Origin of the sequence: Aeromonas sp. SG16, assembly GCF_024436135.1 — a bacterium.
Taxonomy (GTDB): Bacteria; Pseudomonadota; Gammaproteobacteria; order Enterobacterales; family Aeromonadaceae; genus Aeromonas; species Aeromonas jandaei.
Genome location: NZ_JANFNW010000007.1, coordinates 136,061 through 155,460 on the forward strand (window position 1 = coordinate 136,061; position 19,400 = coordinate 155,460).

Annotated in this window: 16 protein-coding genes; 7 read left to right on the plus strand and 9 right to left on the minus strand. The window is 61.7% G+C overall.

Annotated features, from left to right (window positions below):
* Positions 1-11: 11 nt before the first annotated feature.
* The 5 genes from NOM67_RS16280 to NOM67_RS16300 all read right to left on the minus strand — a co-directional run bounded on the left by NOM67_RS16280 (position 12) and on the right by NOM67_RS16300 (position 5,040).
* On the minus strand, positions 12-548 hold the full coding sequence (locus NOM67_RS16280) for a glutathione peroxidase (RefSeq protein WP_255938720.1): 537 nt from the start codon (positions 546-548) through the stop codon (positions 12-14).
* A gap of 59 nt (positions 549-607) precedes the next feature.
* The gene (locus NOM67_RS16285) at positions 608-1,171 is read right to left on the minus strand and encodes an NnrU family protein (protein WP_041209067.1); all 564 of its coding nucleotides are present in this window, start codon (positions 1,169-1,171) and stop codon (positions 608-610) included.
* A gap of 229 nt (positions 1,172-1,400) precedes the next feature.
* Positions 1,401-2,534 carry a glycerate kinase gene (locus tag NOM67_RS16290; RefSeq protein WP_255938722.1) on the minus strand — a complete coding sequence of 378 codons (1,134 nt, stop codon included), beginning with the start codon at positions 2,532-2,534 and terminating at the stop codon, positions 1,401-1,403.
* 9 nt (positions 2,535-2,543) lie between these two features.
* Complete coding sequence (locus NOM67_RS16295; RefSeq protein ID WP_041209065.1) at positions 2,544-3,806, minus strand: GntP family permease; 1,263 nt, start codon at positions 3,804-3,806, stop codon at positions 2,544-2,546.
* Positions 3,807-3,924: 118 nt separating this feature from the next.
* The gene (locus NOM67_RS16300) at positions 3,925-5,040 is read right to left on the minus strand and encodes a sugar diacid recognition domain-containing protein (protein WP_201967894.1); all 1,116 of its coding nucleotides are present in this window, start codon (positions 5,038-5,040) and stop codon (positions 3,925-3,927) included.
* 195 nt (positions 5,041-5,235) lie between these two features.
* On the opposite strand from NOM67_RS16300, the gene NOM67_RS16305 reads away from it, so the two are divergent.
* A complete protein-coding gene (locus NOM67_RS16305; RefSeq protein ID WP_042031646.1) occupies positions 5,236-5,610 on the plus strand; it encodes a YacL family protein in 375 nt (124 codons plus the stop codon).
* A 65-nt stretch (positions 5,611-5,675) separates the two neighbouring features.
* Positions 5,676-5,966 (plus strand): hypothetical protein, encoded by a 291-nt coding sequence (locus NOM67_RS16310; RefSeq protein WP_041209062.1) that lies wholly within the window; start codon positions 5,676-5,678, stop codon positions 5,964-5,966.
* Positions 5,967-6,026: 60 nt separating this feature from the next.
* On the opposite strand, the gene NOM67_RS16315 is transcribed toward NOM67_RS16310, so the two are convergent.
* Positions 6,027-6,767: an ABC transporter substrate-binding protein gene (locus NOM67_RS16315; RefSeq protein WP_156853927.1), complete on the minus strand. Its 741-nt coding sequence runs from the start codon at positions 6,765-6,767 to the stop codon at positions 6,027-6,029.
* 119 nt (positions 6,768-6,886) lie between these two features.
* On the opposite strand from NOM67_RS16315, the gene NOM67_RS16320 reads away from it, so the two are divergent.
* The 3 genes from NOM67_RS16320 to NOM67_RS16330 all read left to right on the plus strand — a co-directional run bounded on the left by NOM67_RS16320 (position 6,887) and on the right by NOM67_RS16330 (position 10,018).
* Positions 6,887-7,717 carry a CPBP family intramembrane glutamic endopeptidase gene (locus NOM67_RS16320; protein ID WP_255938723.1) on the plus strand — a complete coding sequence of 277 codons (831 nt, stop codon included), beginning with the start codon at positions 6,887-6,889 and terminating at the stop codon, positions 7,715-7,717.
* A 196-nt stretch (positions 7,718-7,913) separates the two neighbouring features.
* Positions 7,914-9,230 carry a sphingomyelin phosphodiesterase gene (locus tag NOM67_RS16325; RefSeq protein WP_255938724.1) on the plus strand — a complete coding sequence of 439 codons (1,317 nt, stop codon included), beginning with the start codon at positions 7,914-7,916 and terminating at the stop codon, positions 9,228-9,230.
* Positions 9,227-10,018: a hypothetical protein gene (locus NOM67_RS16330; protein WP_255938725.1), complete on the plus strand. Its 792-nt coding sequence runs from the start codon at positions 9,227-9,229 to the stop codon at positions 10,016-10,018. Before NOM67_RS16325 ends, NOM67_RS16330 begins: the two co-directional genes overlap by 4 nt.
* Here NOM67_RS16330 and NOM67_RS16335 read toward each other — a convergent pair.
* Positions 10,002-11,222: a DEAD/DEAH box helicase gene (locus NOM67_RS16335; RefSeq protein WP_255938727.1), complete on the minus strand. Its 1,221-nt coding sequence runs from the start codon at positions 11,220-11,222 to the stop codon at positions 10,002-10,004. The two genes, NOM67_RS16330 and NOM67_RS16335, sit on opposite strands and share 17 nt — an antisense overlap.
* A gap of 146 nt (positions 11,223-11,368) precedes the next feature.
* Between NOM67_RS16335 and NOM67_RS16340 the strand changes: the two genes are divergently transcribed.
* Positions 11,369-12,196 (plus strand): transporter substrate-binding domain-containing protein, encoded by an 828-nt coding sequence (locus NOM67_RS16340; protein WP_255938729.1) that lies wholly within the window; start codon positions 11,369-11,371, stop codon positions 12,194-12,196.
* Positions 12,197-12,254: 58 nt separating this feature from the next.
* Here the strand turns inward: NOM67_RS16340 and tpx are convergent, their stop codons facing one another.
* A complete protein-coding gene (gene tpx, locus NOM67_RS16345) occupies positions 12,255-12,755 on the minus strand; it encodes a thiol peroxidase (protein ID WP_255938731.1) in 501 nt (166 codons plus the stop codon).
* Between the two features lie 229 nt (positions 12,756-12,984).
* Between tpx and NOM67_RS16350 the strand changes: the two genes are divergently transcribed.
* Complete coding sequence (locus NOM67_RS16350; RefSeq protein ID WP_255938733.1) at positions 12,985-15,390, plus strand: zinc/cadmium/mercury/lead-transporting ATPase; 2,406 nt, start codon at positions 12,985-12,987, stop codon at positions 15,388-15,390.
* Between the two features lie 211 nt (positions 15,391-15,601).
* Here NOM67_RS16350 and pulA read toward each other — a convergent pair whose 3' ends face one another.
* Positions 15,602-19,246: a pullulanase-type alpha-1,6-glucosidase gene (gene pulA, locus NOM67_RS16355; protein WP_255938735.1), complete on the minus strand. Its 3,645-nt coding sequence runs from the start codon at positions 19,244-19,246 to the stop codon at positions 15,602-15,604.
* Between the last annotated feature and the right edge of the window lie 154 nt (positions 19,247-19,400).

Here is a 19,400-nt window from a genome sequence, read left to right on the forward strand (position 1 = left end):
AAGGGGTAGGGTCAGCGCGCCAGCGCCCGGGTGATCTGCAGCTTGAGGGGATCATCGGACGGATTCTGGTTGGCGCCGTAGCTTGCAATCAGCTTGCCATCGCGCCCCACCAGATACTTGTGGAAGTTCCAGTTCGGTTCATCGCCATCTGCGGCCGCCGCCAGCCCCTTGAACAGCGGTACGGCATCAGAACCACGCACAGCCACCCGGTTGAACATGGGGAAGGTCACGCCATAGTCGCGACGGCACACCTCGGCGGTCTTGTTCTCGTTGCCCGCCTCCTGCCAAAAGTCGTTGGAGGGGAAACCGAGAATAATCAGCCCCTTGTCCTTGTAGCTCTGATAAAGCTTCTCCAGATCGCGAAACTGGCCGCTATAACCGCAGTAGGAGGCGGTATTGACCACCAGCACCACCTTGCCCTCGGTCAGCTGACAGAGATTGTGGCGCTGGGTGCTGTTGAGCTCGCGCATCTCCACATTGAAATAGTCGGGACAGGCGGCAGATGCCATGCCGCTGCCAAGCAGCAACAACAGCGCTAACCATTTCATCGGCAACACTCCTTGTGGTTTTCTCTCTGATACGTCCCTTGCTCCGGGGCGGTTCACTCTCAATGGAGAGGAATGCCGGTCAGCCAACCGTGGCCCCAGAAGATGAGCAGCGCCGTGGCCGCCAGTCCGGCCCCGACACTGATGCCGGTACCGGTCCAGTTGGCCTCGGGGCGAGGATATTTCTGCCAGTCCCGCACCGAAATCCAGACGATGCTCACCAGCGCCCACAACCCGATACCGCCAAACAGCACCAGTGAACGCGCCTCGCTGTTGACCAGCAGGTGGGCAATGGCCCAGAGCAGGGTGCCGAGCAGCTGCGGATGAACCAGCCAGCGGCGCAAATGGTTGGGGCCCTGCCCCGAAAAAAAGAGAATGAGGGATATGGGCATCATCCCCATCATGGCCAGCGGCCCCCAATCCGGCAGGAAATAGAGCGGAAATGGCCGGACAGTGCGCCAGCCGGCAATGATGCAAGCGATGGCAACGAAAACCAGCAGGGAGAAGAGCCCCTTGTAGCGATTTTCCCCGAGCCGCTCGCGCAGCCGTGCCCGATGCGCCGCTGCAAAACAGGGGTAGAGGTGGATCAGGGTAAACAGCGCGACGCCCAGAGTCAGCAGGATCATGGGTCTCTCCTTGTTCGTGTGGCTACCACTATGCCGGAAAGGGCGGAATGCGCCTATAGAAACCGCGCGGCCCCATGGCATCGAACATGGAGCTGGAGGATGTAACAAGAAAAAAGCCGATCACGGAGGATCGGCAAAGAAGTGCTAGGGCAGCCAGACATCTCGCGGGATGAGAGATGCCCCATACGGGAATATTGGGTGACCGATGACGCCCATCGGCCGAACCGGATCAACCCTTGAGCTGATAGAGTGCCGCTACGTTGCGCGCAGTCAGCTGAATGTTGGTGCTGGCGGTCTCCAGTGCTTCCGGCAGAGACATGGCACGGTTGACCACGGCGAACACCGCATCCAGCCCGTGCTCGTGCACCACACCGCAATCATCGGTCAGACAGCCGGAGATACCGATCACCGGCTTGCCGAACAGCTTGGCACAGCGTGCGACACCGATTGGCGTCTTGCCGTGGATGGTCTGGCTATCGATACGACCTTCACCGGTGATGACCAGATCCGCATCGGCCACTTCATCAGCCAGTTTCAGGGCTTCGATGACGATCTGGATACCGGGCTTGAGCTCGGCACCGAGCAGACCAACCAGCGCGGCCCCCATGCCACCGGCAGCGCCCGCCCCCGGAATATCCTTCACCTGCTTGCCAAGGGCCTGCTCGATGCAGTCGGCATAACGGGAAAGGTTGGCATCGAGCTGCTGCACCATCTCCGGGGTCGCCCCCTTCTGCGGGCCAAACACCGCGGAGGCGCCTTTCGGGCCGCACAGCGGGTTGTTCACATCGCACGCCACCTCGATAACCAGCTCGCCCAGACGCGGGTCCAGACCGCTCAGATCGATGGTCGCAAGCTCGGCGAGACCGGCGCCACCCAGCTCGATGGCTGAGCCATCGGCTTTGAGCAACTTGCCGCCGAGCGCCTGGATCATGCCGGCACCGCCATCATTGGTGGCGCTGCCGCCGATACCGAGGATCAGATGCTGCACTCCCATCTCCAGCGCGGCCAGGATCAGCTCGCCAGTGCCGAAGCTGGAGGTGAGCAGCGGATTGCGCTGCTCGGGAGCGACCAGATGGATACCGGAGGCGGCGGCCATCTCGATGACGGCGCGCTGACCATCACCCAGCAGGCCGACAAAACCCTGCACCTTGTTGCCAAGGGGCGCTGTAACTTCGACCGGGAGGATGCGGCCGCCGGTGGCATCGACCAGCGACTGCACCGTGCCCTCGCCGCCATCGGCCATCGGCAATTTGACGTAGGTGGCGTTTGGCAACACCTGTTTGAAACCGGCCTCGATGGCATCAGCCACCGCCATGGCGCTCAGGCTCTCCTTGAATGAATCGGGGGCAATAACAATTTTCATATCAATTCCTTAGGCGAGGCCAAACACGCCAAACATCAGGGTAGAGACAGCTGCAATGGTCAGACCGACTGCGGTTTCGTAGGGGATCAGCTTGAGTCGCTCGCCCACGCCCATGTGGACGCTGCCGCCAGTAGCATGGAAGAAGGAGCCGTGGGGCATATGGTCAAACACGGTGGCACCGGCATGGATCATGGCGGCACCCGCCAGCGCGCTGACGCCCAGTTCAAGCAGGGTGGAGCTGAATACGTTGGAAGCCACTACAGTGCCGGCGGTAGTCGAGGCGGTTGCCAGCGACATCAGGGCACCGGAGATGGGGGCCAGCAGGTAGGAGGGCAGACCGGAGGCGGTCAGGCCGCTGATCAGCACATCCTTCAGGCCGGAGTTGGCAATAATGCCCGCCAGGGTACCGGTACCCAGCAGCATGATGGCCACCGGCGCCATGCGGGAGAGACCGGAGACCGCAAACTGGTTCACCTTGCTGAACTTGCCCATCATCAGGGCACCGACCAGACCACCGAGCGGCAGCGCAATCAGCGGATCCACCACGATACCGGCGACCGGGCGCAGAGCCAGCAGCAGGATGGCAACCAGCGGCGCACTGATGGCGGCGGCAAAGCCCGGCAGTTTGGTGCCCTCGAAGCTCACCACCTCGTCAGCGGCAACCTTGCTGCCCTTGTTGTTCAGACGCTTGGCCAGCCAGTAGGCCATCACCAGACCAAACAGGCCCGGGATGATGCCGGCCGCCATGACCGAGGTCAGGGGCAGGTGGAAGGCATCCGCCGCCGCGATGGCGTTGGGGTTGGGTGACATGACGTTACCCGCCTTGCCGCCACCGATCATTGCCAGCAGGATGGCCGCCTTGGAGAGGTCGGCACGGCGGGCGATGGCCAGCGCGATGGGCGCCACCGTGATGACTGCCACGTCCACGAATACACCGACCGCAGTCAGGATCATGGTCGCCAGCGCCAGCGCCAGCAGGGCGCGGGTCTCACCCAGCTTCTTGACGATGGTCTCGGCGATGGTGGTAGCCGCACCCGATTCGATCAGCACGCCGGCCAGTACGCCGGCCGCCAGGATCCGCATCACCGCAGTGGTGATCCCCTGGGCGCCGCCGATCATCAGGGCAACGGTCTGGCTGAGATCGGCGCCGCCGATCAGGCCGCCAGCGAGCGCGCCGACGATCATGCCGTAAGCAGGCGGAACCTTCTTCAGAATGAGGAAGATGGCGATGGAGAGCGCCGCGATGGCGCCAAGGGCAGTAACCGGGATCATGACGGACACCTTCAATGGGAGTGAATGGCCGCCATTATGGAGATCTGCAATCAGAATGCTTTGGCCAAATGGCCAAATATTGCGTCATCGAACAGGGTTTATTTGTCTATTTGAACAATCACAAATCGAGATTAAGGCCGAGATAGAGCAAAAATTTGTCGTCTAACTTGTTGAAATTCAATCCGGTTATCTGCTCGATCCGGCTTAGCCGGTAACGCAGGGTATTGGGGTGAATGAACAAGGCTTCGGCACAGCGATGCAGATCACAATCCTGCAAGAAATATTGGCGCAGGGTCTTCTGCAGCGCCCCCTTGCCATCTTCCCGGGCCAGTTTCTGCAGCGGTGCGCGCAGCTGATCCGCCTGCCAGGAGTCCGCCAGACTGCCGAGCAGCACAGGCAAGCGGTAATCTTCGAAGAAGTAGACCTGCTTGCGCGGCGCTTGGCGCATGCCACGGCGCAATGTATCGCGCGCCGTCTGGTAGGAGCGTGCCAGCCCGTCGATCCCGGCGAAGTAATCCCCCACCCCGATCCGCACCTTGAAGTGGGGGATGCGTGCCAGCAGCTGCCTGATGCGGCTGCGCTCCTGCGCCGATTGCCAGAGGCCGTCGCTAAGCTGGGCCGGTTTTAGCACCACTATCTCGTCAAGACCGTTGATGGCCACCAGATTGTCCCGCTCAGGGTTCTCCAGCAGATGTACCAGCTCTCGCAGCCGGGCCGGGTCGCTCTCCTCCAGTGCCAGCACAGCAACCACCCGCGGCTGGCCGAGATCGAGCCCGAGGAAACGGGCCGCCTGCTGCAGCTGATCGACCCTCCCCTCGCCGCGGATCAGCTGCAGCACCAACTCCTCCTTGTGGCGCTTGTCCCACTGCAGCTGTTCGGTGAGCGCCGCCTGCTCCAGGATCAGCTCGGCAGTCATTCGTACCAGCTCGGCGTAAGCTCGAACGATGTCCGGATCGCCGGAGATACCGATGACCCCCAGCAACTCCCCCTGATAGGCGATGGGCAGGTTGATGCCGGGACGCACCCCCTTGAGCTCGCGGGCGGTCGCTTCGCTGATCTCCACCACCCGGTTCTCGGTCAGCGCCAGCACGGCCCCCTCGTGACGCTGATGGAGCCGCTCCGGATTGCCGGACGCAATGATGAGACCGTGTTCATCCATCACGTTGACCGAGAACGACAGGATCTTCATCGCCCGGCTCACAATCTGGCGCGCCAGGGTATCGTTTAGCTGCATAACATCTCCAAAGAAGGGACTCGGCAACCCGCAGGAAAGCGCCTGCTACGGGGCAAAGATGCCACATCATCAAGACAAGCGAGAGGGGGATCGCTAGAATAGGCCACTTTACCCGATGTGAGCCCGCCATGGAGCAGGATTTGGTGCTGCCACCACGGCTTCGTGCAGGCCCATCCCCCCGATTTGGAGTGCGCTATGGATTATGAATTTCGCCGCGACCCGTTCGGTGGTTATCGCGCCCGCTTCTCCATGGGCCATGAAGCCATCGGCCAGTGGCTGATCGACGAAGTGGGCAAAGATGAGGAGAAGATCGACGAGCTCTTCACCATCATCGACCAGCTATCCAGTCGGAGTCGCACCGAATACCGGCTCACCGGTGGGGATTACTCCCTGCTACTGACCCACGAAGAGGCGGAGGTGAAGGCCAACGTCCTCAATATCGAACTGGGCGAGGATCTCGACGATCTCGCCTACTACGATGATGAACAGCTGGCCATGTGCGGGCTGGAAGACTTTGCCCAGGTGCTCACCTCCTGGCGCGCCTTTATCCGCAACGAGGATATGGGCTGATTGACCCCGTTTCGCTTATTCTGGTCGGCCACTGCGGTCGACCATCCAAACCAACAGGATTGACTATGTCTATTTACGATTTTGATGACGAGCTGCCGGAAGACGAGCAGGATCAACCGAAGAAACCCGCCCAACCCAAGAAGAAGGGCAAGCAGGTGCTGAACACTCAGGTCAACCTGAGCCCGCGCGATGCCAGCCGTCTGAACGGCATGCACGTTGAAGCGATCACCACCCTGGATGATGTCAGCCTGCCGAAAAACGTCATCTTCAAGGCTGGCCTGATCGCGTTGGGTGAGCTGGATGCCAACCAGCGCGCCGACATCATCGCCCGCGTCATCGCCGAATCAGGCCGCTAAGCGCGCCCCTGAATGAACAAAGCCGGAGCCACTGCTCCGGCTTTGTTGTTTCTGCCCCCCTTACTTGCAGCGAGGCGAGCGGGGCATGCTTCTTGGTACCAGCTTGTCGTAATGACCGCTGGCCCGACTCGCTGCCAGCGCCTCGTTGAACCGCTCGATCAGCTCCCGACCACCGGGTGCCTTGCGCGAGACCATCAGATAAAAACTGTCGGTCTGGCGAAAATAGGGGAGCGGCTGCAGATAGTTGGGATCGCCAAAAATCTGCATGCTGGCATCGGCAGTAACCGCATCGTTCATTGGCATCAGCTCCACCCGCTTGAGTGCCACCATCTGCAGGCACTGCGCCAGAGAGGCAGGACGGATCAGCTGCAACGAAAAGCGGGCGATCACCTCGTCGGCATGACTGGTGCTCCAGCCCGCTGGAATGCAAACCCGCAGCCCCTGCCACTTGCCGTCCAGCACCGCATCGCTGCCCTGATAGGTGAACCAGGAGAGGTGATCGATATGGAGCGGGGCGCTGTAGTAGAAGAGCTTGGCCCGCTCGCTCGTCCAGGCGTAGGGGTAGGTGGCCGTCATCAGGCCATTGCGGGTCAGTTCATAACCCCGGTTCCAGGGCAGATAATCTACCTTCACCTCGTCATAACCGGCCTGGCGCAGCAGCGTTGTCACCAGCCGGGTGCTCTCCCCGCCATCCGCCAGCTCCTTGCCGCTATAGGGAGCAAACTCCCCGGTCGCCAGCAGCACGGGGGCTGCCTGCAACAAGGTGCACCAACAACAGAACAACCACAGATAGTGCTTCATCACCAACTCCCCCTTCACCCTGTGATGAGTATAGAGAAGGGGCCCGACCACCTGCTGCGCGGTTGTTCTCGCGGCGGCCCCTTGTTAAGGTGGCCGTTTGCCTCGACCAAGGAGATCCAATGTTACCCCTACCCGATTCGCTTATCTGGGGCGCGCTGGCGCTGGCCGTGCTGTTTGCCCTGCTGCGCCAGCGCCTTCCCGCGTTTGGCCTGCTGGGCCTCTCTCTACTGCTGGCCCTCTGGCTTGGCCGCATCACGCCGTCTGCGCTGGTCATCACGCTGGCGGGATTGCTGCTGGCGTGGCACACGCCCACCCTGCCCCCCCGCTGGGCGACCATGGCCAGAGTTGCACTGATTGTCTGGTCGCTTGCGCTGACCCTGCACTTCATCCCCGGCTTCAGCAATCTCAAGGTGCTGGACAAGGTGCTCGCTGGCCCCGGCAGCGTGCCGTTCAACATGTACCTCAATCTGGACAAGCCGCTGCTGATCTTCGCCCTGCTGCTTGCCTTCCCGACCCTGCTCGGCAAAGGAGGGATCATTCGCTGGCGTCCGCTGGCTCTGCTGATCCTGCCGCTGGCGGCGCTGTTCGGCATTGCCTGGCAACTGGGAGCACTGCGCCCCGAGGTGGGACTGCCCCACTGGTGGTGGCTGTTTGCCCTCAACAATCTGCTGTTCACCTGTGTGGCGGAAGAGGCGCTGTTTCGTGGAGCTATCCAGCAGGAGCTGGCAAGCCGCAGCAAACCCTGGTTTGCCATTGTGACCAGCGCCCTGCTGTTTGGCGCCATCCACCTGCCGGGCGGCCCCCTGCTGGCGCTCTTCGCTGCCCTTGCGGGCTGCTGTTATGGTTTGGCCTTCCAGCTAAGCGGCCGCCTCAGCATCGCCATCGCAGTGCACTTCGCCTTCAACTTCGCACATCTGGCGCTCTTCACCTATCCGCTGGCCCATCACTAACTCCTGCAGGCGCCCGACACGGGCGCCTTCTCTCGAAACGCCCTCTCTTCAAGCGTGCTGCCTTGCTCGCTTTACACCTTCACAAAGCTCCAAACAAAACCAATTCATTTACTTGTAACCAAAATGTAAACAAACTGACCTCTGCATTCGCCATAACAGTCACTTTCCATTGCCCTGCAACCAAAAGGATCCTGTGATGCAGAAAACCCTCAGTTATGCCGCCCTGCTGCTGGTCAGCCAGTTCCCGCAACTGGCACTGGCCGATACCGATGTCTATCTCACCAACAACAGCCCTGAACCGCTCCAGATCGACATCCGCCAAAGCGGCAGCGGCCAGCTGCAACCCGGCAGTCAGTGGCTTCAGCACCGCACCGAGCTGGGACCATGGGAGAGTGCCATGGTGCTCAGCTTCAATCGCTATGAGGGGGTCAAGGCGGGCAAGAGCTATCTGTTCGAAACCCGCGTGACCACAGCGGCTGGCGATGTCTATCGCCTCAACCAGCTCATGGAGGGAACCTGGTGGAACACCACCTTGCAGCACGGTGGCGAGACGCCAACCAGCGCATCCGGCTGGCAAAACGACAGGGAGATCCATCGCGTGGCGGAGCCACAAGAGCTGGCCTTTGCCGCCAAGTTCACCGGCCGCTACGACGATCTGCACTATATGATCACGCCACCCCAAAAACGGGAGCAGCCGGAACCGGCAGAAAACAGGCTCAAGGTGGCCAGCTACAACGTCTGGGCGCTGCCGGTGATCGCCTCCAGCATCGGTGAGCGGCTGGCTCTGATGCCAGAGCATCTCAAGGGCTATGACGCCCTGCTGCTGCAAGAGGTATTCGATGGCCGCCGCGAGGGCTTTTTGCAGGTGCTGGCGAAAGAGTATCCCTACCAGACCAAAGTGCTCGACAAGCCCGGGGTCAACGTCCACGACGGCGGCGTGGTGATCGTCAGCCGCTATCCGATAGTGCGGGAGGCACAGCTGGTCTATCCCCAATGCACCGGTACCGACTGCTTCGCCGACAAGGGGGTGATGTACGCCGAGGTGATCAAGGGGGGCAAGGCGTGGCACCTGTTCGCTACCCACACAGCCAGCTTCGACACTGACGAGGCGCGCAAGCTGCGCCAGATCCAGTTCGGCCAGATCCGCGCTCTGGCTGCCAGCCTGAAGATCCCCGCCAGCGACACCGTCATCTATGGCGGCGACTTCAACGTCAACAAACGCAAGTTTGCCGATGACTACGCCGGCATGCTGGCCAACCTCAATGCCGATGAGCCGACCTACGGCGGCTATACCGAAGCGACCTTCGATCCCAGGATCAACCCCTATGCCGGTGGGCCGCTCTCGGGCGGAGCCAACGTCGAGTATCTGGACTATCTGGTGGTGAGCCGTGAGTACGGCGCCGTACGCCACAACCTCAACACGGTCTGGATCCCGCGCAGCAGCGCCGCCAGCCTCTGGCCCGCCAGCAACCTCTCCGATCACTTCCCGGTCAAGGGAGAGATAAGCCGATGAAACGTTACCACGGCTTGCTGGCGTTGACTGTGCCGGCACTGTTGCTGTTCAACCTGTTCGGCGAACAAACAACACCAGAGCAGCGGGCTCCGGCCAGCCAGCCGACCCGACCAACCAACGTGGCTGCTCAGGTGCCGCTTTCTACGGTCGCCAGCTCGCAGGCCACCACAGCATCGTCTGCTCGCAGCGAACCACTGCCCGCCAGCTGGCGGGCTATGCCGGATGAGCTGAGCCAGCAGCTCGCGAGCGAGGTAAGCGACAGCGATCTGCCGCTGGCCGAGCGGCTTGCCAATCTGGAAGGGGCAGAGGCCCGCTGGCTTGGCGAGGAGGAGAGCCTGTATCGGCTGCAGGGACGCTACGCCCTGGCGCTGGAGGAGCTGGCTCAGGAGAGCGAGCAGTTACCGCTGGCCGAGCGACTGGACGCTCTCAGCCGCTTGCAGGATCAATGGGCGGCAGATCACCCGGATCTGGCGATCGAGCTGTTCAACCCTGATGCCCGCTTGCAGCAGGCTCGCCAACTGTGGGGGGATGAGGAGCTGGCGACGCTGGCTCGCCACTTCCTGCCAGCAGATCGAGCAGAGGCGACCGTGCAGTTTGCCGCCAACCGCCAGCAACAGCTGGATCAGCGCAGCCGCTATCAGCAGCAGCTCGCAGCTTTGGAACAGCAGCTGGCCGCCGCACAGGGGGCAATGGCGCCTGCCGCGTGGCAGCAGTACCGCGAAGAGCAGCTAAGCCGGTTCAGGCGCGATTTTTTCGCCAACGAACAGGGAGTTAGCGCCGTCCCTTGAACTGCTTGACGCTGCGTTTGGCCTGAGTGCGACGATTGGCCTGCTTGTCGCGGGGTGGACGCTTGCCCTCCCCGCTGGCTGGCTGGTCGGTGACCGGGAAGCCGGCCAGCCCACTCACCGGCAACTCACGTCCGGTAAGGGTGCGGATCGCAGTCAGCATATCGGCTTCACCATGACAGGTGAGCGAGATGGCGAGCCCGCTGCGCCCGGCCCGGGCGGTACGACCGATGCGGTGCACATAGACGGGGGCGCTGGCGGGCAGATCCAGATTGATCACCACCGGCAGAGCCTCCACATGGATGCCGCGCGCCATCAGATCGGTGGCCACCAGCACCCGAACATTGCCCGCCTTGAAATCGGCAAGAGCCTGCTCGCGCACCGCCTGCTCCTTCTCGCCATGGAGTGCAGCCACCGCAATGCCTGCCTTGGCCAGCTTTCTGGCGACGCCATCGGCATCATCCCGCGCACTGATAAAGACCAGTACCTGCGACCACGCCTGCTCCTTGAGCAGGCTGATGAGCGCCGGCACCTTGCTGCTCTTGTTGACCAGATAGAGCCGCTCTTCGATATCGTCGGCCACGCTGTTGCGGGGATCCGCCTCCACCCGCTCCGGCTCCTTCAGCAGGCCGGTCGCCAACTCGTCGAGCTCGCCCGGCAGAGTGGCAGAGAAGAGCAGGGTCTGGCGCCCGACCGGCATGCCGTTCATCAGCCACTGGATATCGGGCCAGAAGCCCATCTCCAGCAGGCGATCAGCCTCATCCAGTACCAGGGTGCGCAACCCGGCCAGATTCAGCAGTTGCTGACAAAGCAGATCCCGCAACCGTCCTGGCGTCGCCACCAGCAGTTGCGGCCCCTGCGCCAGCTCGGCCTGTTGCAGCTCCTGCGCCACCCCGCCACACAGGGTCACCAGCCGCACGCCCAGCTCATCGGCAAAACCTTGCAGCGCACCGCTCACCTGTGCGGCCAGCTCGCGAGTCGGCACCAGCACCACCCCCTGCACCTCTGATATGGCGAGATCCAGCCGCTGCAGCAGTGGCAGACCGAATGCCAGCGTCTTGCCACTGCCAGTGCGGGCCAGCGCCAGCAGATCCCGCCCCGCCAGCACGGCAGGGATGGCCAGTTGCTGCACCCGGGTCGGGTGCTTGAGGTCGGTTGGCAGGGCTGCCAGCAGAGCGGGGGCGAGGGCGAGTTCGTTAAAGGTCATGGCGTTACGCAGATATCGGCTGAATGAAGAGGTGGAGGCGAAGTCTAGTGAGCAGGGAGAGATAAGTAAAACCCAATCCGTTATGGCACGGCAGGGAGAGGGGGATGGCTACACTTGTCCTGACCCTATGCAAAGAGTGAGAAGCCATGATCAGACACATCCCCCTCCTGCTGTTGGCTGCAGCCCTGACCGGCAGCGTCACCCTCGGCCTCTCCCGCAGTACGGCGAGCGACACTGCCACCACTCAGGCCAAACCGGTTCGCATCATCAATGCCCACCTTGGCGAGCTACCGGGGCTGATCAATGCCGACAAGACGGGCCCTTTCGTCGATCTGGTGCACGCCATCGACGATCTCTACCCCGATGTGACCATCAAGATCACTATCTATCCCCTCGCGCGGGCCATGGTCGGGGTAATCGCCGGCAAAGCCGATCTCGGCCTGCCCGCCATCCGCAATCTCAAGGATGTCGACATGCTGCCCTACCGCTTCAGCACCCGCAGCTTTGGCAAGGTGACCCATGTGATTTACAGCAATACCGCCAATCCGATCACCACTGACATGGCTTATGGCATAGTTCCCACCAAACGGGATCTGCTGATCGAAGCCGTGCCCGACTATATGCCCTTCCCGGTACAGCGTTCGATGAGTATCGAGCAGTCACTGCGCAAGCTCTCTCGGGGTCGTATCGACGCCTTTATCTGGGCTCAGGAAGAGGCGGATCTCATGCTGAAAAATCTGAAATTGACCAATATTCACCGTGAATTCTTTGGTGATTTCGAGGATGTTTTCATCATCCAGAAAGGGGGGGACGGGGATGAAATGGACGAATTTTTAAGTCGCGCCATCGAGCAACTCGCCGCCTCCGGCAAGCTGGCCGAGATTTACGAGAAAATCCACCGACCCTATGTGGATTGGCAACCATCCCCGCTCGCCAGGGCCGAATCGGTAACCACCAAGTCCACCAAGCCCTGAACAGGTTATCTCCCCATAAAAAAATCCCGCCTTGGCGGGATTTTTTACGCTCTGCCGATTACAGCACTGCCAGCGCGGCGGCGTAGTTTGGCTCGTCGGCTACTTCGGCCACCAGCTCGCTGTGCAGCACCTTGTTCTCTTCATCCAGCACCACGATGGCACGGGCAGCCAGACCTACCAGCGGGCCGGAGGAGAAGGCTACGCCGTAATCCTGCAGGAAGGCGGCGCCACGCAGAGTTGAGAGGGTCACCACCTTGTCCAGCCCTTCGGCACCGCAGAAGCGGGACTGGGCGAACGGCAGATCGGCGGAGATGCAGAGCACGACTGTGTTGTTCAGAGCGCTGGCCTGCTCGTTGAACTTGCGCACCGAGGTGGCGCAGGTCGGGGTATCGACGCTCGGGAAGATGTTCAGGATCTTGCGCTGACCGGCGAAGCTCGCCAGGGTCAGGTCGGAAAGATCCTTGGCCACCAGAGCGAAAGGCTTGGCCTGCTCACCGGAAAGCGGGAAGTGGCCAGAGACAGAAACCGGGTTGCCTTGCAAAGTGACTGAGTTGCTCATGTGTCATGTCCTTTATTGGTGTTGTAAAAATCAGGCCTCCCAGTATAGGCGTGCCCGGGGTACACAAACACCCGCCAACCACAGGGATATAACGGGAAAATGGCGCCTCCCCTGCTGAATCATCAGCGTGATAAAAAGGGGGTTGACCTTGGATATAACACCAAGGTTTACACTTGCCTCAGTTATTCAGGATCCCGCAGGGGCGGGATCCAGCCAAGAGGAACACACCATGAGCAAATCCTGCTGCTCCACCCAGCATGCTGCGGCCCCCATCAAAGCTGTCAGCAAGGCCAGCTCCACCGAGCACCAGCATGACAGTCACTGCTGTGACAATGCCGCGCCGGTCAGCTGCTGTGGCGGCGCCACCTCTCATGATCATCAGGATCTCGAGAAGTGCGACTCACCGGGAGATGAAGAGCCCCCCCTAGGCGGCGCTCACTCCCGGAGCTGCTGCACAGCGAATTCATCCCATGACCATGACCACGATACGCAGGCGTCTGTCGAGCCGCTGACTGCACCGGCGCAAGGCAACAGTCGCCACAGCTGGCAGGTGTTGGGGATGGATTGCCCCAGCTGCGCTCGCAAGATCGAGACAGCCGTCAGCCGCGTCAACGGTGTCCAGCAGGCTCGCGTGTTGTTTGCCACCGAGAAGCTGGTGGTGGATCTGGCCCCCGGCCTCTCCCCTGATCCCGTCACTGCCGCCGTGCTGGCCGCCGGTTTTCAGCTCAAGGGCGAGAGCAGCGGCAAGCAGGAGCCCGGCCGTGAGCGCGGCCCGCTGCAGACCCTGCTCGCCAAATATTGGCAGCCGCTGTCGCTGGCCGGCCTGATGCTGGTGGCGGCCCTGCTGCCGAGCCAGATCGGCCAACCGCTCTTTACCCTGGCCACCCTCTGGGGGCTGTGGCCCATCTCCCGCAAGGCGTGGGCACTGACCAAGAGCGGCTCCCCCTTCGCCATCGAGACCCTGATGACGGTCGCCGCCGTGGGGGCCCTGTTCCTCGGCGAAACCGCCGAAGCAGCCATGGTGCTGCTGCTGTTCATGCTGGGTGAGCATCTGGAGGCCTACGCCGCCGGTCGCGCCCGTGCCGGGGTCACCGCATTGATGGCGCTGGTGCCTGACAAGGCGTTGCGGATCCGTACCACTGCCGAGGGCGAGGTGCGCGAAGAGGTCGGCGCCGATGAGCTGCGTCCCGGCGACATCATCGAAATAGCCCCGGGCGCCCGCTTGGCAGCAGATGCCCGCCTGCTCGACGCCCTCGGTGCGTTTGACGAGAGCGCCCTGACCGGTGAATCCATTCCGGTTGAACGCCGCCAGGGTGACAAGGTGCCGGCCGGCAGTCTGGCTGCCGATCGGGTACTGCGTCTTGAGGTGGTATCTGAACCGGGCAACAACGCCATCGACCGCATCCTGCACCTCATCGAGGAGGCCGAGAGCCAGCGCGCCCCTATCGAGCGCTTTATCGACCGCTTCAGCCGCTGGTATACCCCGGCCATGATGCTGGTTGCCCTGCTGGTGGTGCTGGTGCCGCCTCTTGCCTTTGGCCAGAGCTGGGATGAGTGGGTTTATCGTGGGCTGGCATTGCTGCTGATCGGTTGCCCATGTGCGCTGGTCATCTCCACCCCGGCAGCGGTTACCTCCGCACTGGCAGCGGCAACCCGGCAGGGGGCCCTGATTAAAGGTGGTGCCGCACTGGAGCGATTGGCCCATATCGATACCGTGGCGTTTGACAAGACCGGCACTCTGACCCTGGGCAAGCCGCAGCTGACCGAGCTGGTGAGCCTCAATGGTCAGAGCAATGGCGAACTGCTGGCACTGGCTGCCGCCATCGAGCAGGGCTCCCACCACCCGCTGGCCCGTGCCGTGGTGGCCGCCGCCAACGAGCAGGGGCTGGCACAGGTAGAAGCCCGCGATCTGCGAGCCCTGCCGGGCATGGGTGTTGAAGGGCGCATCAATGGCGAGCTGTGGCAACTGCTGGCACCGAGCCGGATAGCTACGCTGAGCAAAGATCAACAGGCCCAGATTGCCATGCTGGAGAAGCAGGGCAAGACGGTGGTCGTGCTCTGCCAGAGCAGCAGCGAACAGGCTCTGCCGGTGGCCCTGCTGGCCCTGCGAGATCAGATCCGGCCGGAAGCGGCAGAGGCGCTGCAAGAGCTCAACCGGCTCGGCCTGCAGAGCATCATGCTGACCGGGGACAACCCCCGCGCCGCCGAGGCCATCGCCGGTGAACTGGGGATGGGCTGGCGCGCCGGCCTGTTGCCGGAGGGTAAGGTCGATGAAATTGCCAAGCTCGCCAGCTCGCAGAAAGTCGCGATGATCGGTGATGGCATCAACGATGCCCCGGCCATGAAGCGGGCCAGCATCGGCATCGCCATGGGTGGCGGCACCGATGTGGCACTGGAGACCGCCGATGCGGCGCTGACTCACAACCAGCTCGGCGGTATCGCCGCGATGATCCGCCTCTCCCGCTCGGCGCTAGCCAATATTCACCAGAATATCGCGCTGGCACTGGGACTGAAGGCCATCTTCCTGGTCACCAGTCTGCTCGGCATCACCGGCCTGTGGATTGCGGTGCTGGCCGATACAGGTGCCACCGCACTGGTCACCGCCAACGCCCTGCGCCTGCTGCGCAAGCGTTAAGCCAGCCGATAGCATCCCAGCCAAAAGCCGTCCCCCCACCGGGACGGCTTTTCTTTTTTCCTCCCATTTCTCTCACAGCTCCCCGTAAAAGAAAAAGCGCGCCTGCCGGTCGGCAGTCGCGCTTTGCTTACTCTCTCGGATTATCCCACCCTTGGCGAGGTGGAATTCAACCCGGGGACGCCGAGCCATCCCCCGGGCTCAATGGGTTTGCCTAGGGTGTTGCATCCGCCACGCTGATGCTCAGAGTCGGCTTATCCTTGTCCATGGCGGTAAAGACAAACTTGTAGTTACCCGCCTTGCTCAGGGTCATACCGACGTCACTCCCTCCTTTGCACAGGGTAAGAGGGGCTGAAACGGTCAGCACATCGCTCGGCGCACACTTGCCGTAGTTGGCGATGTTCCAGCTGGCATCGGCGATCTTCAGGGTGGTCTGACCCAATTGGCCATCGGTGACCGGCATGGTCAACCCGTATATGTAGTTGCCATCAAAGCTCATCTGGTTGACCGCATCCCACTGACCCAGGAAACCACGCACAAAAATGCCCGTGTTGCCAAACGGTGGCAGGGTGCTCAGGTCGGTTTTCTTGCCAAGCGGCAGACCCGCCCCCTGCGCACCGGACTGCGGCTTGACGAACACAGCGGCCGACCAGGCCCCCAGCGTCAGGGTGCCGCCACTGACAGCGGCATCGCGGGCGATACTGTTGCCAGCGTGGTGAGCGGAGCTCAGTTGCAGACCGCTCAGGTCGATCGGCTGATCGTTGCCATCACGGAAATCGCCGATGCTCTGGCTCTGGTTGGTGGCGTTGATCATCACCACCAGACCGTCGATGGCCGGATCCAGATCCGCTCCCGCATTGACGCCGTCATCCACCGTCATCACGATGAGGCTGGGCACCTGAGCCGGACCGGTATTGCGGAAATCGACCCGCTTGATCACCTCGGCCCCGCTCCCCAGACGCAGCAAACGCGATGATTTGCGCAGCTCCGCCAGCTCCTGATAGAAGCCAACCATGGTCTCCATGTCAGTGCCGTTTGGCTTGCCGTTGAGCGTCAGCACCTTCTCGATCAGCGGATAGTTGTCGCCATCCTTATCCTTGCGCGGCAACCCCTTGTCGAAGTTGTTGTCGGCCAGGGTGTAGTCGACCTTGTTGTACCAGTCGCCCGAGTCGTAGCTGTCCCGCTCCATGGATTTGGATCGCAGCAGCTCGACACCGGCGTGGGTGAAGGGAATCCCCTGACCCAGCATGGCAGTCGCCAGCGAGACCCCTTGCATCCGCACCAGATCGGCGCTGGCAGGCGCCTTGTAGCTCAGGTTGTCGAACAGCGTCTGGTTGTCGTGCTTGTCGACATAGTTCTGCACCTCCCCCGGATCCTTGGCATAACCGGCGCTCTGGCCGTTGTAGTCGATCTCGGAGCCCTTCTTCGGCACCCCGTCCTTGTCGGTCAGGACGAAATCCCTGAGGTTGCCCGCCATGCCAAGACGCACCAGATCTGCCAGATGGAGTGCCTGATCCCTGGTCACCTTGCTCGCTTCATTGGGGTAGACAAAGGCTCCGTTGCCAAAGCCCTGAGTCTCGCGAATGGTATCGCCACCGTCGAACGGACTGCCGCCGCGCACCGCATCCCGCAAGCGGTCGGAGAAGGAGCCGATGCCGGTGCCGGCCAGATGCTTCTGGGTCGCCTGCACGAAGCGCTTGTCATCCTGTACCTCGCCGAAGTTCCACCCCTCGCCGTAGAAATACATATCGGGGTTGACCTTCTTCACCGCGGCCAGCGCCTGCACCATCTGATCTTTCGGGTGGTGGCCCATCAGGTCGAAGCGGAAGGCATCGATCTTGTAGTCGCGCGCCCAGATCACCAGCGAGTCATCCATCAGCTTGGCGAACATGGCGTGCTCCGGCGCCGTGTTGGAGCAGCAGGTTGAGTTCTCCACCGAGCCGGTCTCCGGATTGAGGCGCTGATAGTACCAAGGCACTATCTTGTCGAGCACCGACTTGGGACCCAGCCCGGATTCGTTGGTGTGGTTGTAGACCACGTCCATCACCACGTTCATGCCGATATTCTGCTTGATGGCCTTGACCATCTCGCGGAACTCAAGGATACGCTGGGTGCCCTCGGCATTGGTGGCGTAGGAGCCTTCCGGCGTAGTGTAGTGGTAAGGATCATAACCCCAGTTGAAGGAGTCGACACCGCGCAGATAGCCGGAGAGCTCCTGCACCTGCGGGTTATCCTTGCTGTCGCCCGACTTGAGCGTATCCAGCACCTGGCCGACTGTCTGGCCGCCACCGCAGTAAGTGCCAAACTTGGATGTTTTCACATCCGGATTGACCTGACAGAGCTTGCTGAAGTCATCGCCGATATTGGCCACCTTGGCCGGATCCTCGTTGACGGTAGCGATATCGAACACCGGCAGCAGGTGCAGGTGACTGACGCCGCTCTTGGCCAGCGCCTGCAGATGTTTGATCGGTGCGGTATCGGTATCGGCCAGGCCGAGGAACTTGCCGCGATGCTCCACCGGGGTGGAATCATCGTTGCCGGTCAGATCGCGGACATGGGCTTCATAGATGGTGATGTCAGCTGGATTCTGCTGACTGTGGGGCGCCTTCAGGCTATCCCACCCTTCCGGTTTCAACGCCGGATCGTCGAGATCCACCACCTGGCTGAACTCGGAGTTCATCGCGAGGCTCAGGGAGTAGGGGTCGGTCACCTCATAGTGCTCGACCTTGCGGCTCAGCGGGTGGTAAACCTCCATGTCGTAGCGGTAGAACTGGCCGATCAGCTCGCTGCCCCCTTCGTAACTCCAGCTGCCGCTGGCGCTGTCAAAGGTCATCGCCACCTTGCGACGTTTCTTGTGATTGGCATTGTAGAGAGCCAGCTTGACCGACTTGGCGGTCGGCGCCCAGAGGCGGAAGGTCACCCGGTTGCCATCTACCGCGGCACCATAGCTGAGCTTGGTTGCTTCGGTCGCATAGAGGGCATCAAGGGCGCCGGCGCTCTGCACCAGGGTTGCTCCCTGCAAAATGCCGTCAGCATCGGTACCGATAGCCACCAGCTCCCCCTTGAGCAGGGGCTTGAGATCCTTGCCAGCCGGCAGGGCAAAGGCAGCTGCCTCCTTTAGGTGCGGATATTTGGCCTGCTGCTCGGCGCTCAGAGTGGTAGGAGTCAGTTTGATATAGGGGAAATCAAATACCCCCTTGTTATTCGCTGTGATCTGCCCTGATGCTGCGTAGTAGAGGCGAACATGGGGCTTGTCCTTGCCCCCTTGCCAAATAAGGGTGTTGCCATCGATCAGATGAGCGCTGGCCCCTGCCACGCCAAACGCGGCGGTGAAGGCGTCGGCGCGGCTGCCAAACACCTCTTTCTTTCCCGCCACAATGGCTACGGTGCGATCCGGATGATCCTTGAAGATCACCTTCATATCGCTGCCGGTCAGGTTGGCCAGATCGCCGTTTCGAGCGATAAAGTTGATGCAACCTTCCAGCTTGCTGAGCGGCACCACCCAGGCCGGGCCAAAGCTGTCAGCCGCAGCGGGACTTTTGCTCTTGTCATCCCAACCGCTGTTCAGGCCGCTCGCCTCGGTGGCAGAGCAGGCCTCATTGTTCCAGAGATGGAGGCTGTAGCTGGCAAAGGGCCCTTCGGCACTTCTGGCTGCCACGGTCTGGGTATCGACCAGAGCGATCACAGCCTGATTGTTACCGGCCATCAGGAGCTCTTTGGGGGGATCTATCTTGGGCAGGCGAGCGACAGGCTCGGCCGGGGGCTTGGGGTTGGAGGGTGATGTATTGTCATGACAGCCAGACAAAAGCGCGAGCAGTGAGGCTGTTACCAGCGCCACTTTGGTCTTTTTCATATCCATGATTTTTATAATTCCCGCTGTGTAGTTAGTCTCGATAATCGAGCACCCGGTCATTGCCAGGCGGTGCCATCTTAATCAGCGAAAATCGTTGCAAATGTGAGCAGACAGGCAGAAAAGCCAAACTTTTTCAACAAGATAACGTTTTCAGATGGAA